Annotated in this window: 11 protein-coding genes and 1 other annotated feature; of the genes, 4 read left to right on the top strand and 7 right to left on the bottom strand. The window is 34.8% G+C overall.

Annotated features, from left to right (window positions below; all coding sequences use genetic code 11):
- Nucleotides 1-5 precede the first annotated feature (5 nt).
- On the bottom strand, nucleotides 6-797 hold the full coding sequence (locus tag ACEWK1_RS04800; protein ID WP_212136833.1) for a PRC-barrel domain-containing protein: 792 nt from the start codon (nucleotides 795-797) through the stop codon (nucleotides 6-8).
- 29 nt (nucleotides 798-826) lie between these two features.
- A complete protein-coding gene (locus ACEWK1_RS04795; RefSeq protein WP_212136835.1) occupies nucleotides 827-2101 on the bottom strand; it encodes a hypothetical protein in 1275 nt (424 codons plus the stop codon).
- Nucleotides 2102-2237: 136 nt separating this feature from the next.
- Here ACEWK1_RS04795 and ACEWK1_RS04790 point away from each other — a divergent pair, with 136 nt between their 5' ends.
- From ACEWK1_RS04790 to ACEWK1_RS04780, 3 genes are read left to right on the top strand one after another with little or no spacing between them, the layout of a single operon-like run.
- Entirely contained in the window at nucleotides 2238-2759 is a 522-nt protein-coding gene (locus ACEWK1_RS04790) for a prepilin-type N-terminal cleavage/methylation domain-containing protein (protein WP_212136836.1), read from the top strand.
- Nucleotides 2743-3378: a PulJ/GspJ family protein gene (locus ACEWK1_RS04785; protein ID WP_212136838.1), complete on the top strand. Its 636-nt coding sequence runs from the start codon at nucleotides 2743-2745 to the stop codon at nucleotides 3376-3378. The genes ACEWK1_RS04790 and ACEWK1_RS04785 overlap by 17 nt, the downstream gene beginning before the upstream one ends.
- A 20-nt stretch (nucleotides 3379-3398) precedes the next feature.
- Nucleotides 3399-5048, top strand: coding sequence for a hypothetical protein (locus tag ACEWK1_RS04780; protein WP_212136840.1), 1650 nt, complete (start codon nucleotides 3399-3401; stop codon nucleotides 5046-5048).
- Nucleotides 5049-5095: 47 nt separating this feature from the next.
- Here ACEWK1_RS04780 and ACEWK1_RS04775 read toward each other — a convergent pair whose 3' ends face one another.
- From ACEWK1_RS04775 to ACEWK1_RS04760, 4 genes are all read right to left on the bottom strand, one after another.
- On the bottom strand, nucleotides 5096-6847 hold the full coding sequence (locus ACEWK1_RS04775; protein WP_212136842.1) for a VWA domain-containing protein: 1752 nt from the start codon (nucleotides 6845-6847) through the stop codon (nucleotides 5096-5098).
- A 178-nt stretch (nucleotides 6848-7025) separates the two neighbouring features.
- Complete coding sequence (locus tag ACEWK1_RS04770; protein WP_121662991.1) at nucleotides 7026-8735, bottom strand: sensor domain-containing diguanylate cyclase; 1710 nt, start codon at nucleotides 8733-8735, stop codon at nucleotides 7026-7028.
- A gap of 114 nt (nucleotides 8736-8849) precedes the next feature.
- Nucleotides 8850-10151 (bottom strand): bifunctional folylpolyglutamate synthase/dihydrofolate synthase, encoded by a 1302-nt coding sequence (locus ACEWK1_RS04765; RefSeq protein WP_121662992.1) that lies wholly within the window; start codon nucleotides 10149-10151, stop codon nucleotides 8850-8852.
- 68 nt (nucleotides 10152-10219) lie between these two features.
- The gene (locus ACEWK1_RS04760) at nucleotides 10220-12868 is read right to left on the bottom strand and encodes a valine--tRNA ligase (RefSeq protein ID WP_212136844.1); all 2649 of its coding nucleotides are present in this window, start codon (nucleotides 12866-12868) and stop codon (nucleotides 10220-10222) included.
- A gap of 108 nt (nucleotides 12869-12976) precedes the next feature.
- Nucleotides 12977-13219, bottom strand: a binding site (T-box leader).
- Between the two features lie 235 nt (nucleotides 13220-13454).
- On the opposite strand from ACEWK1_RS04760, the gene ACEWK1_RS04755 reads away from it, so the two are divergent.
- Nucleotides 13455-13646 carry a hypothetical protein gene (locus ACEWK1_RS04755; protein ID WP_098795912.1) on the top strand — a complete coding sequence of 64 codons (192 nt, stop codon included), beginning with the start codon at nucleotides 13455-13457 and terminating at the stop codon, nucleotides 13644-13646.
- 42 nt (nucleotides 13647-13688) lie between these two features.
- Here the strand turns inward: ACEWK1_RS04755 and ysxE are convergent, their stop codons facing one another.
- Nucleotides 13689-14732: a spore coat protein YsxE gene (ysxE, locus tag ACEWK1_RS04750; RefSeq protein WP_212136846.1), complete on the bottom strand. Its 1044-nt coding sequence runs from the start codon at nucleotides 14730-14732 to the stop codon at nucleotides 13689-13691.
- Nucleotides 14733-14777 lie beyond the last annotated feature (45 nt).

The raw sequence follows: 14777 nt of genomic DNA, 5'->3' as shown, positions 1-14777 counted from the left end.
CCTTTTTACATTTCAGTATTCATAGACAGTTCAACAAAAGTACTTGGTCCATCATTTTGGGCCTTTTTTATATCATCATTTGACAAGACAGTACCTTTTTCAATAAGTAATTGCTGATCAGATCCATAAATATCTTTAATGACTCTTTTTCCTTCTAATAACTGTATTTGTTTTTCCTTAATTACATCAATCTGTTCATTGTCAAGATCCTCAAATTGATCTTCCTTTTGTACTGGTGATAGATCTTCTAATAATTCTTCTACCGTATTGCTTTGGTTTTCTGTTGAAACGTCCTCTTCAACAAGCTGTTTTGCAGACTCCAGTAATGCTGCGGCAGCATCTTCACTTACAACTAATATATCTTTTCCAAATGTTAGTACATGCTCTGACTTTACATATACATCCTTATTGTTTACAAACAAGTGAAGGCCGATAATAACACCTGTTTCTTCATTTAGGTAATATTCTTTCGCTTCTCCAAGTAATTGACCTTTTCGAGTAATCACACGAGTATCGGTAATTTTAATTCGTTTATTAACAAGCTGATTAGCGATTGGGATTTCATTTAAGTCAATAATGGCATTATCTGAATCGATTGTAACGGCAAACTCACCAATTCCAATCACTTTTCTAAATGGAATAGCCTTAACACTAACCTGCCAGTCATCGTGTTCAACTGTTAAAAAATCAACCGTCCCTTTTTCAGGATTCACCACAAGTGATTTTACATTTCCTAGCTCTAACCCAGCTGTAATACTAATAATTGGTAAACCTACAATTTCACTACTTTTTTTCATCTGTGTCACACACCTATTCTCTATTTTTACTATTTATTTAAAGAACTTATCCAGGTTAACTGTTCAAGTAGAACAGGGTATTGGTATAATTTTTGCTTCATATCTTCAAGTAATACATGATATTCAGTTTCTTTATTTACTTCGAAATAATGCTGTAAAAGCTCTTTGGCAAATAAGAAATAATCTTTTTCACTTGATGCCTCAGAAACAGCTTTTTGAAGAACCGCTTCATATTCAAGATTAGAAAGATTGTTCTTATAGTAATGAAGCTGTTCTAGCAACATATTTAAAATGTTATTTGATAATTGGTGGAGGTTCTCCGGTTTCTCTACTTCAGAAGGAAGTTCCTGATCATCAGCTTCTTCTTCAGGCAGATGATCTTGTTCAAAGATGTCATCTATCACATTCTCTTCTTCAACATCATGCTGCGCAGCAGAATCTTCTTTTTCTAACCCTTCGGTGTCTTCAATCATTTCCTGGTCCTCAGTATAAAGCCCATCTTCTTCTTTCATTTCTGAAGCCGATACTCTCTCTTCATCATTCATTAACGTTTCAAACAACTCGTTCATTTCGGAGTATGGCTCTGTGTCCTTCTGCTCATCTTCCGTTTCTTTGTTGTCGTCATGTTGAATTCCACTGATTTTATCGTCATCATTTTCTAGATCGACCACATCTCGACCCTCAAAAAGCTCAAGTAAAAAGTCATCCCCTAAATCAGTTTTCACCTTATCTTTAGAAGGTTCTTCTTGCTTATCATTTTCTTTAGAAACAGCAACCTCTTCTAGTGTCTTAGATTCAGGTTGTTCATCGTTTTGACTAGCATCTAATTGATCAAAAAATTCCTCTAGAAAATCTTGTTCACTTTCATTTTCTGATGTTTCCGGTTCAAATTCTACAAGCTCATTGTTTGGTTCTAATTCACTATCAGAAGGTGGAGCTTCTATCTCCTCCTCAGTTATGCTCTTAGGTGGGGATTCATCACTTTCTACTGGAAGATCTACCTTTTCTTCCCTAGAATCAAATGAATCATCATGACTAAATTCATCTATGTTTTCCCCCTGTTCCAATTGAAAAAGAGCATCCCTTTTATTCAATAAATAACCTACTGCCATTAGAAGAACTAAGATAGCTGGGGCTGCTTGCCATATGGGCATTAATTGAATGGTGAAGGAAAAAAGCGCAGCACATAGTAAAGCTACACCTGCTAATACCATCTTACCGGCTTTATGTAACCCGAACGGAATAAAAAACAGAATTGGCACCAAAAGGATAAAACCAATAACTAACATTAAAAATATCTTCAAAATATCACCCCATTTAGTGATTAAGTAATTTTTCCTATATTTCTATCATTTATCCATGTATTTAACTAAAAAAAGACAAAAATCGACTATAACTTATTGTATAATAAAGTCGACCTATTTGAAAGAAGGGATTGGAATGAAATTCAAATTGGTAAAACTTTTCACCTATAACAAAGGGTTTACATTAATTGAAGTACTATTATCTATTGTTATTTTTAGTATTTTAACTCTAGGTATGCTAGCACTTTTTTCACAGGCCATGACCTACACTCAAAAAAGTGAAAATGATACTTTAGGAGTATACGCAGCAAGGAATATGTTGAACTTTATGGAACAACAGAGCTTTGAGGAAATAAAAAGAGATTATGTTGATGATTTAACAGACGTCGGTGAGGGGTCTACAGTTATCCTCACAGATGAAGTTTGCCCTATATGGTTTAATGGTAATAGCGATGAACTAAATCAGAGAAGAGAAAGGTGTTTAATTACGTTCAATCCCAATTTAAATAATCGCCAATTAAATGTAAGTGTAGAACTAAAAAAACATTCCGATTCTTCACTACAAACCTCATTAATTCCTATGGAGATTTTAGTTGAGTGGGATGAAGGGAACGAATCAAGCTTAGAGGGGTTTATCACAAATGAAAAACTTCGTTAAAGCCTTTAAGGAAGAAAAAGGTGTGTCCCTATTAGAGGTTATAGCCACCCTCTTAATTTCGTCGATTATTTTGATTGTGGTTTATAACGTATTTATTATGGGAATCAAAACTTACGAAAAAGTAGGAGTCGAGATGCAGCTACGAGACGAAGCAGATCATATTGTTGCTTCTATTCTTAAAGAATTGTATGAAACACCGATCGACTCGGTCAAACCTTGTGATGGTATTGAAAATTGTATAACCATTAGTCATGATAAAAAATTAAAAGCAAACGAACAATTTCCTTCAGTTATTGATGAAACAAGACTAGATGCTGCTGAAGAAATTGATATTACCTTAGAAGAAAACGAAGTGCATTTAACTGCACGTGTTGGGACATCCAATCAAACTACTACCAACCTGCTAAATGAAAAATATGAACTCCTTCTTGGGAATGAAGTGGATGAAAAAGAACGATCACGAATAGCGATTATTGATTGTATTGATGAAGATAACAATGATACAACATGTGAAAAAGGACTTATTGAAATTTATCTTCATCTTCAAGACAAAAATTTCACAGAGGATGACCTCATCTCTGCCGACCCAATTAAGCTTGAAAGTAAATTCGGTTTTTAACCGCAGGAGGTGTTAAAACTTTGAATAATGAAAAAGGACAAGCTCTTATTACGGTCCTTCTTGTTTCCTTAATTTTTACGGTGTTAGGGTTAACGATCGTCGCAGCCTCTATTAATAGTAACCAGAGAACAGGCGTCCGAATAGATGATATAGAGTTAACTACAGAAGCAACACGCACACTTAATGAAGCCATTGCCATATTCAGTAGTAAAGTTTATAACGACATCGATTTATCTGAACCAAATTTACTGAACGGTGATTTAGACAATATACTTTTAGCTACAATAAAAGCTGAGCTTGAGGACAAATATTCCACAAATCTTCTTATTGAAGATATTACCGCGACAGAAGATTATGGATCGATTGATAAAACAAAATATCTTACACGTATTTTTCGCTTTTCTTACACGAACCAAAATACGGATGGAGCAGACATTACTAAAACCGTATCCAGAGTTGTTTACCTAGCACCGACTCCTAGCTTCTTAAAATATGCGATTGGTTCAGGACCTGAGGGTGAAGTTTACCTTAATGGGTCTGCTGAAATTGTTGGAGATTTATTTGGTGGAACAATCTATACGGCTGATAAGGCATGGTTTACTGATTTTTATGGACGAAGAAATAACGAGACACTACTGCCACGTATTATACCGTCTTCCAATAATATTGGAGGTAATGTATTCTACCGAAATGAGCAGGAAAATTCATTAACCATTTCAGAGGACGCAGAAAACTTTTTTGATGAGCCAAAACCAGCAGTTATAAAAGATACAGCGGATTTTATTAACGTAAATTTCGAAAATACTCTGGCTCAAATATTTAATGAAATTACTGGTAGTAACAATTTTGTAGGCAGTGACTTCACTTCAAAGTCCGCCATCTCAAATGTAGTAGATGAACTTTCACAAGATTCATCTGTTGAAGAAATTGATTACTGTGAAGAAACCTCACCAATAGGAGCGCAAACTGCTAAAGCATATATCTATAACTCAAATATTATACAAGGGGATAACTGTAATCCTTTTCTTAAAAATAGCTGGTTTATTATAAATGGGGACCTTCAAATTCCAAGAGACACTGAAATACCAGGCAATGTCATTGTAACAGGAGATTTAATTATACAAGGAAATGAATTTGATAATAGCCTTTCTAATAATGAGACAGAAACTGAAGAAGATGACAACATTTACTTTAATTCCACCATCTATGTTATGGGAAAAACAAGTATAACGAATACAAATATTAAACGACTAAATAGTAATCCTAGTTCAAAACTCATTTTGTTAACGAAAGGTAAACTATCTATTAATCGTATCAATGAATTTAGCAGCAGTAAAAACATTGAGCCTTTGGACGCTTTCTTTTATACCGACACAGAGGCTGAATTATATGGGGTTGCGTCACTTTTTGAGATTAATGGTGGTTTATTTGCTAATAAGAAGTTAACAGTAAATGCTATAAGACAAAATTCATTTTCAATTAGAACCGATGATATAAAGAGCGTTATTGAGCCTGTAATAGCACAAAGAAACAATGACTCCAGATTTTACGTTGAGCACGACAGGTCTGTATTATTGGACCCAGATCGATTAAATTCATTGCCAAGAGTTGATCGATATCAATTATTATATGACCAAGTTATTGTGAAGAATGGGAATGTAAATAACTAAATTCTAAATATTAAAAGGGAGATTCATAGAGAATCTCCCTTTTAATATTACCATTTAAGTTCTGAATCATCATTACCGCCGCCACCAGTGTCAGTATCATCATCTGAACCATCATCTTGGTCTTGGTCGTCATCTCCATTATCTCCACCGTTATTAGAATCGGTATTCCTTGTAGAAACTATAACTCTCATAGAATCCTTAATAGTAGAATCCTCATCAGCAGTTGCTTCAATTGTTGCATACCCAATATCTCTTGCTGTCACATACCACTCATTACCTACTTTAGTAATGACAATTGGGGCATTATTATTAGTTGAAACATTCTTAATTAACTTATTAGTTGCATCTGATGGATTAAAACGAAGATAATCTTCCACTTTAAATCTTTCACCAATATATATTGTTTTCTCCTTAGGAGAAAATTCAATACTTTTTAGAGGGATCCTAACTTCCACTTGATAAGGTATACCGGTCTTAGCTACTTTTCCAGAGTTATAAAGAACATCAAACGAGAAGTTATAAATACCAGCTGAACGAAATGTAAGCGGTAGTTCATAATGTAGAGAAGAATCTCCCTCACTAGGAGGATTTGGATTATAGAGTATATCTCTTAAACTCATGATAACTTCATTATCAGTTACGCTTACTGAATCATTTTCTTGAACAGTTACACCTTCTGGCAAATTAAATCTTATAAATCCATTAGACAGCGATGGATATTCTGCTGAAATACTCGCAGAAATATCTTTGAATATTTCAATAATATCATTGGAAGAGGCTCTTACTGCTTTTCCATTTGACATAGCTGAGAGCTCAGATAAATAACTCATATCTAATTGATTCTGATCACCGAACCCAATTGATAGCATCGTAATCTCATTATCTGCAAGAATCCGAGCTTGTTCACGACCATGTTCTTTAATCTTATCCGGGACACTCGGGTTATTATGAGAATATAGATACGGTCCGTATTGAGAATCAATAACGATACTGTTTATCTTAGAATTTGAATCATAAAGCAAGTTATAGTTTCCACTTAAAAAGTTCCTATTGTCAGAGATAACATACCAGTCATCATTATAAAATACAAACTTTCCGTCTAACATTTTATCTTTGTATTTACTATAACCATATATTCTTTCGTAATCATTATGCTGTATTAATTGATGATAATACCCATGAACATTTCCATATTTAGAAGAGTTCGTTGGTTTTCCATCGGTCATAAAAATGATATATTGATCCCTTTGACCACTGTATTTCCCATTATCTTTTGCATGAATTAACATATCTTTAGCTGCTTTCAATGCATCTGTATAGTTTGTTCCACCTTCAGCAGATGTTTGTCTTGCTTTGTTAGCTACTATATTAGGATTTGAATGAAGTCCATTAATCGTAGAGACATTATTTACATATGTATCGAAAGCCACTATGCCATAACGATCATCAAAGTCTTTTTTCGAATCAAAAAAGATTTCAACACCTTCTTCAACAGCATCCTGTGCTAGTGATAGTTTAGTATTATTCCTGCTTACAGGATCAGCCATTGAACCCGATTTATCAAAAACAATAACAACATCCATGGAATTCCGCTCATTTAACGATGCTGTTCCCCTAGGTAATAAATCAAAGATAACATTCGATGTTACTGAATGACCATTTTCAATTTCCAGTAATTGCTGTCCACCTACTGTCGCGTTAATTGAGAGGCCTTCTGCAGCCGACGCTTGATTAATAGATACAAATGATTGAATAACTAACAGGAGCACTATAAATATGGCTGTAAAATTCTTGTACATGCGTACTAAACCTCCCACGACATTTTCTAATCCTAAAGTATTGGAATAGGCATATAGTTCAATTATACCAGAGAGTTAGTCGAATATAATAGTCTCATATAAATTTTACAATAATACTACAAAATTAGACTTTTATTGCGCAGGAAATATTCCCTCGTTTTTTAGTGAGTAATCAGGTCTAGCTAACATAACCTGCCACTCTATTTCGTCCAGCTCGTTTTGCACCTATATACATAGCACGGTCTGCATGACGTATTAAAGATAATGGGTCATCTGCATCATTTGGAGCTGTAGCTACTCCAAAGCTTGCTGTTACCAGAAGAGAATATGTTTGATTTACATTTTGTAGTGTGGTTTCAATAGTAAATGGTGTATCAGCTATATTTTGTCTTAGCTCTTCTGCTAATAGCAAGGTGTCTTCATTTTTATAACTCGGAAGCAGAACAACAAATTCCTCGCCACCATACCTAGCAACTGTTCCTCTTCCCCCAACAGTCTTCACAATTCTATTTGCCAATTCTATTAAGACTTCATTACCCGCATGATGTCCATATGTATCATTTACTGATTTAAAATGATCTAGGTCTAATAAAATAATAGAAAGGGACTTATCTTCCTGACTGCTAATTAATTCGAATTCTTTCTGAAGTTCATTTTCTATAAATCGATAATTATATAACCCAGTAAGAGGGCAGTGCTCACTTTGTTTTTTTGTAATCTCATAATTTCTAGCATTTTCTATAGCAACACCGAGATATGTTGAAAGTAAGTCAATTAACATTAGCTGAGTTCGATCAAATGCCCTCTTTTTGTTGCTTGCTAAAATAACGATTCCAACCAAATCTTGATTTCTCTTTACAGGTACTCCTATAACACTTTCAACAGACTCCGGAAGCTGTGAATACTCAATATTCTTCCATTGCTTTCGTGAATGAAAAAGAACACTTTCTCTAATACCATACACATATCCAGATATTCCTTTTTTTGATGATTTATTGGTTCCTGGTTTTAGATGTATCATGCCATTTTCAAATTCTCTCACAATTTTCAGCTTATCTTGATCGTACACATCGATAATATAAGCTGCTTCAACAGGAATCATTTTCGTAATTTTCTCAATGAAGATATCAAGTACTTTCATTTTCTCTAACCTTTCAGTTAGCTGATGACCAATTTCACTAGCTTGCTGCAAGTAATGATTGATTTGATTGCTTTTATAGTAAAGAGTCAGAATAATAGATAATGTTAAAAGTGGTATACCTATAAAAAGAATCGATGCAATTCCGACTTCTAAATAAAGAAAATATAAAGCTACTCCAATTGGAAACACGATGATGGAAGTAAGGAATTCCCATAAAAAACTTCTTGTAAGAATTTCAAACCTTTCTTTAAACAGAAGTGATTTAATTGCATTTAATAATAATTGGTTTGAAAGAAAGATCGCTGCTTCGTAAGCAATAATTGCTGATAGAAAATGAGCACTGTATTCAGTTCCTCCATGAGTTCCGCCAACTAAATTGAATACGATCGCACCTATTATTGATATAGAAATAAAGAGTAAGGAGTTAAGAGGTATTCGGTACAGATCTTTTCTACTTATTCGCAGCTTACTTAAAAGTGCAATCAAAGCAACTTGAGTAAAAATAATCTCAACAAACAATCCAAAATAAAGAAAAACTGCTAATGAAACACCTTGAATATAGAACACTGGTGTATCATTAATAATGATCGGCCAGAAAGCAACCAGACACATTAATAAGAGGAAAGAAATAAGATCGAATTCCAGACCTGTTATGGTCGGAGGCGACATTTGATAGGAAATCCATAATAAAAAAGGAAAAGTAATAATCCATATAACCCATAATAAGAGTTGTCCCTTCCTATTCATCCTCTCGCCTCCTTTACAAAATAAGTATATCTTCCTATATTATACTAAATTTATAGAATATTCCCAAAAAAAATTACCTTTACTTTAATAATTATAGACCTTTAACATACAAGTTTATCTAACCAAATAGTTACGAACCTCTGAAATAAAATATAATGAACCCGTTATGATAATGATATCATCCTTTTTCCCTTGGTATAATTGGAGCAATTTTTCCAATATTTCCTGCCAAGATTCCGAATAACTCTTCTTCTGATGTTTACACACTGAGTAAAGTTTCTCCGATGCTTCAGCTCTCGGAAAATCAAAAGTCGTAAAATGCATGGTAGCAGCAATGCTGCTTAGACGATCAATCATCTCTTTATACTCTTTATCTTTTAATGCACTAAATAAAATATGAACCTGTTTATCGTGGTAATGTCTAGTTACCGTTTCAATTAGACTCTCAATTCCTTCATTATTATGAGCCCCATCAACAATAATAACGGGATTATTATTAACCTGTTCAAACCTTCCCTTCCACATCGCTTTTAAAAGCCCTTTATAAATTTGATCGTCTGATACTGTTAGTTTGTTACGTTCCCGTAAATAATGTAGGGCTGAAACAGCTAATGCTGCGTTTTTTGTTTGATGCTGTCCCCTCATCTGAATTTTAAGGTTTTCCAATGAATAGCCTTCTGTTTCAACTGTAAACATTTCACCTCGCTCATAGGCGGAATGTTCGAGAATGTTAATTTCAGAACCAACACTTAACACCTCAGCATTTAATTGCTTTGCTCTATTCTTTATTACCTGAAGTGCTTCATCTTTTTCTACTGCTGTTAAGATTGGCACATTTTGTTTAATAATTCCTGCTTTTTCAGCAGCAATCTCAGTAATCGTATCACCCAATATATTCATGTGATCATAGCCTACATTCGTTATAATGGATAATAACGGGTTAATAATATTGGTCGAGTCCAATCGGCCTCCTAAGCCTGTTTCCAGTAGCAGAATATCAGGTTGATTCACCTTGCCGAAGTATAGGAACATCATCGTTGTAATAATTTCAAATTCAGTTGGTCCACCGAGCTCTGTTTGTTCAATTTTCTCAACGTATGGTTTTATTTCATTCACGAGATTTAACATATCTTCATCAGATATTGGCTCTCCATTTACACTAATCCGCTCATTAAAAGTTTCAATATAAGGTGATGTAAAAGTACCCACATTATAATTCGCTTCCTTTAGCATGTGTAGCATATAAGAGATTGTTGATCCCTTCCCATTTGTACCGGCAACATGAATGGTAGGAATGTTCTTTTCAGGATGTCCTAGTTCTTTTAAAAGCCATTCCATCCTTTTTAATCCAGGTTTAACTCCAAATTTTAATCGACCATGTATCCAATCCACTGCATCCTCATAACGGTTAAACATTGGTATCCTCCCTTTAAAACCATTTAAAAACTCGGGGGAACTAAAATTAGCACCACCCGAGTTATCTCTTAGCCCTTTAGTTCTTGAATTCTGGCTAATACTATATCACGTTTTTCACGATAATCTTTTTCTTTTGCTTTTTCCTCTTCAATGACTTTTTCAGGTGCCTTCTTTAAGAAGCCTTCATTGCCTAATTTCTTTTGAACGCGTTCTACTTCTTTATCAAGCTTTTCACGTTCTTTTTCAAGGCGTTTGATTTCCTCCTCAATATTAATTAACCCTTCAATTGGTAATATGATTTCAGCACCTGTTACAACAGCACTCATTGATTTTTCAGTGGAATCAACTTCTGTTGAGATATTGAGAGAACTAGTGTTACAGAATCTTTCAATATAAGCACGGTTGTTTTCAAGTTGTTTTAATACATCTTGATCTTTTGCTTTTATTCTCATTGGTATTTGCTTGCTCATTGGTGTGTTAACTTCTGCACGAATGTTACGAACAGCACGTATCACTTCAACTAATAACTTCATTTCTGTTGCTGCCGCGCGGTCTGTTAATTGTTCATTAACAGTCGGCCAAGCTGCAACTGTAATGGATTCACCTTTATGAGGAAGTGATTGCCATATTTCTTCTGTAATAAATGGCATAAATGGATGCAACAATCTCATTGTGTGATCAAGTACATACGCAAGAATAGAACGAGTTGTTTTCTTCGCTGCTTCGTCTTCTCCGTATAGAGGAAGCTTCGCCATTTCAATATACCAATCACAGAAATCATCCCAAATGAAATTGTAAAGAAGACGTCCAACTTCACCAAATTCATATTTATCAGCAAGCTTTGTTACATTTTCAATCGTTTCATTTAAACGAGTTAAAATCCATTTATCAGCAACAGATTTTTCACCAGTTAGATCAATTTCTTCATATGTTAAGCCGTCCATATTCATCAACGCAAATCGTGATGCGTTCCAAATTTTATTGGCAAAATTCCAAGTAGATTCAACTTTTTCATAGCTAAAACGTAAATCCTGACCCGGTGAACTTCCTGTTGATAAGAAGAAACGTAATGAATCAGCACCGTATTGATCAATAACTTCCATCGGATCAACACCATTACCAAGTGATTTACTCATTTTACGTCCCTGCTCATCACGCACAAGACCATGGATTAACACATCCTTGAATGGACGTTTACCTGTAAATTCAAGGCCTTGGAAAATCATACGAGATACCCAGAAGAAGATAATGTCATAACCTGTTACAAGTACATCAGTTGGATAGTAACGTTTAAAGTCAGCTGACTCGGTATCCGGCCAACCCATTGTTGAGAACGGCCATAGCGCTGAGCTAAACCATGTATCAAGAACATCATTGTCTTGCTCCCAGTTTTCAATATCAACTGGTGGCTCCTGGTTTACATAAACCTCTCCAGTTTCTTTATGGTACCAAGCAGGTATTCTATGTCCCCACCAAAGCTGACGAGAGATACACCAATCACGAATATTTTCCATCCAACGTAAGTACGTTTTCTCAAAACGATCTGGAACAAAGTTTACCTTTTCATCATCTTCTTGAAGCTTAATTGCTTCATCAGCAAGTGGCTGCATTTTAACAAACCATTGAGTAGAAAGGTAAGGCTCGACAACCGCACCACTTCGCTCACTATGACCAACTGAATGCATATGCTCTTCAATTTTGAAAAGTACACCTGAATCTTGTAGATCTTTTACAATTTTCTTTCTGCATGCAAAACGGTCTAAGCCTTTATAAGCGCCTGCCTTGTCATTCATTGTGCCATCTTCATTCATAACTAAAATACGTTCAAGGTTATGACGATTTCCGATTTCAAAATCATTAGGATCATGTGCTGGTGTAATTTTTACTGCACCAGAACCGAATTCCATATCAACATAATCATCGCCAACGATTGGAATTTCACGTCCTACGATTGGTAGTACAACATTTTTGCCGATTAAATGTTTATATCTCTCATCTTCCGGATGAACAGCAACGGCTGTATCTCCTAGCATTGTTTCCGGACGAGTTGTTGCGATTTCAATAGAGCCTGAACCGTCTGCTAATGGATAACGCATATGGTAGAAGGCACCTTGAACATCTTTATAAATAACTTCAATATCAGATAATGCTGTTTTTGTTTGTGGATCCCAGTTAATAATATATTCTCCACGATAAATTAAGCCTTTATTATATAGAGTAACGAATACTTCACGAACTGCTTTTGAGAGTCCTTCATCAAGAGTAAATCGCTCACGACTGTAATCAAGACCAAGACCTACTTTTGCCCACTGCTCACGAATATGACCAGCATATTCTTCTTTCCATTTCCAAGTTTCTTCAATGAACTTTTCTCTTCCTAAATCATATCTGGACTTTCCTTCTTCTTTTAACTTTGCTTCTACCTTTGCTTGTGTAGCAATCCCAGCATGGTCCATACCTGGAAGCCATAATACATCAAAGCCTTGCATTCTTTTCATACGTGTAACAATGTCTTGTAATGTTGTATCCCAAGCATGACCTAGGTGCAGTTTTCCTGTTACGTTAGGCGGTGGGATTACAATTGTATAAGGTTGTTTGTTTTCGTCACCAGTTGCCTCAAAGTACTTTCCTTCAAGCCAAAAAGAATAGCGGTTTTTTTCAATTGCATTTGGATCATATTTTGTTGGTAATGAAACTTGTTGTTCATTGTTTTCCATTAGATTTCCTCCTAAGTTCTTTTTACATTTTTTATGTACATGTGAAAGATTACTTGGTACCATTTCACATATTTTCCAGTTTAAAAAATAAAAAACTCCTTCCATCCATAAAAGGACGAAAGGAGAATATTTCGCGGTACCACCTTTTTTTATAGACAGTATAAAAATATTTACTAAACAGTCTACACACTCATCAATTTAACGGCTTTCAACCGGCTTCTCCTACTAGATCTGTTCAAAGAAGCAACTCCTGGGCGACCTTCCAATGCCTCTACTTAAGAAATCTTCCAGCAATGATTTCTCTCTCTGTAAAGTGATGACGATTGTACTCTTCCCATTCAACGTTTCATCATTATGTACTTTTTCTTTAACAACTTATTCTATATTACTAAACAATCCTTTTTTTCGTCAATATTTTCCCCATATTTCTTCCCTTTCATACAGGCACCTATCACAGAATCTTGGCATATTTTACATTAAGTGGTCCTTTGCACGAACAATTCTTTATTTTTAAACACATAATATGAGCTATTTCTGAAATTGTGAGTAGTTTTATTGAAAAGCTTAAACGAGGAGGAGTTGTCATATGAAGAGGCGGTATAGCCCTTACACACTCCCGCCATGGCTTAGACAAATTCGGGCGGTCGGCGTACAGATTATCATTCCTTTAACCATCTTCCAGGGCATTCGAACTGTTTTCTTTCCTACAACATTTGATGTTCTTTTGCTCGGTATTTTAATTGGCTTAGCTATTGCACTCCGATATGATTGGATTTAACAGTAAAAAAGGAATCGGAATTGTCCGATTCCTTTTCATTTTCTAAGATTCAGTTTGTGCCTCTGCTGCTTCTGCTTCCATTTTCTTTCTGTTTTCTATTTCGGAAACCTTCATGACAAAGTACTCAATATTTTTAAATTGCCAATAAGCTCTTACAAGCTGTTTATTTACTTCTAACTCAGAGCTCTTTTTCCCCTTTTTTGAATAGTTTTTAATGAAACGACATAGTCGCTCTGGATAAGCCAAATAACCAATAAATAAAAGCATTTCCTCTTCTGTAAATGGGTAGTCTTTTTGATAGGAATAAAACCAATTCACAACATCATCACTTTGAATTGGATACGTTTTCGCCGTTCGATTCAAAAATAATAAAAAATCATCAATAGGACTTGAATATGACGATTTCTCAAAGTTTGATAAATAACCATTTCCATCATCATCATATAAGAAGTGGCGCGCAGATACTTTTCCATGCGTTAACACTACTCTTGAAGACTTTTGATCTGTCATTATCTCATACCACTCATCAAGCTTTTTACGAGAAAATTCAATAGCTCTTGACACCTCAGTATAGTAAGTAACGGCTTGCAACTCAAATGGAGATAAATAAATCTTTTTCTCACATTCTTCAACAAAGGTTTCAATACGTGCTTTTTCTTCATCCAATTTATTCGTTAGTTTTTCATAATGATTTGTTGCCTCTTGACCATCAAGAGATATTTTCTTTTCTGTTCGTTTGTGAAGGTTTGCTACCTCTTTAAATAGAAGTTGATGACGAGCATCACGTTCTTCTTCTTGTTCATTCACAAGCCATGGCATTAAGTAATAGTACTCCCCATTATATTGAGAAATAAGCTGCTGCTGTTTATTTCTTAAAAGTGGAACATAATTCGAATATTTTTGTTCATTTAAAATTCGAATAGAATCAACAAAATATGGATTAAATTCACTTGATAATTTCTTTAATACATAAGGACCGGTATCTGAATATACCTTAATTGTTTTCTTGGTGATTTCCTCTGTATATTCAGGGTATAAATCGTAATTTTGTAGCAAAAGCCTTAGTTCGCTTAGCTGCATCGACATAGATCCTATCACCTCTACTCCTTAGAAAGAAAATTGAAAAAAACA

Origin of the sequence: Metabacillus sp. YM-086 (genome assembly GCF_048059995.1) — a bacterium.
In the GTDB taxonomy this organism is placed as follows: domain Bacteria; phylum Bacillota; class Bacilli; order Bacillales; family Bacillaceae; genus Metabacillus; species Metabacillus litoralis_B.
Note: the sequence above shows the minus strand (reverse complement) of the source record. Positions and strands in the feature narration are given on the sequence as shown.

Coding starts and splice junctions, on each gene's coding strand:
- ACEWK1_RS04800 (WP_212136833.1), bottom strand. CDS start 797: ATGAAAAAAAGTAGTGAAATTGTAGGTTTACCAATTATTAGTATTACA.
- ACEWK1_RS04790 (WP_212136836.1), top strand. CDS start 2,238: ATGAAATTCAAATTGGTAAAACTTTTCACCTATAACAAAGGGTTTACA.
- ACEWK1_RS04785 (WP_212136838.1), top strand. CDS start 2,743: ATGAAAAACTTCGTTAAAGCCTTTAAGGAAGAAAAAGGTGTGTCCCTA.
- ACEWK1_RS04775 (WP_212136842.1), bottom strand. CDS start 6,847: ATGTACAAGAATTTTACAGCCATATTTATAGTGCTCCTGTTAGTTATT.
- ACEWK1_RS04770 (WP_121662991.1), bottom strand. CDS start 8,735: ATGAATAGGAAGGGACAACTCTTATTATGGGTTATATGGATTATTACT.
- ACEWK1_RS04765 (WP_121662992.1), bottom strand. CDS start 10,151: ATGTTTAACCGTTATGAGGATGCAGTGGATTGGATACATGGTCGATTA.
- ACEWK1_RS04760 (WP_212136844.1), bottom strand. CDS start 12,868: ATGGAAAACAATGAACAACAAGTTTCATTACCAACAAAATATGATCCA.
- ACEWK1_RS04755 (WP_098795912.1), top strand. CDS start 13,455: ATGAAGAGGCGGTATAGCCCTTACACACTCCCGCCATGGCTTAGACAA.
- ysxE (WP_212136846.1), bottom strand. CDS start 14,732: ATGTCGATGCAGCTAAGCGAACTAAGGCTTTTGCTACAAAATTACGAT.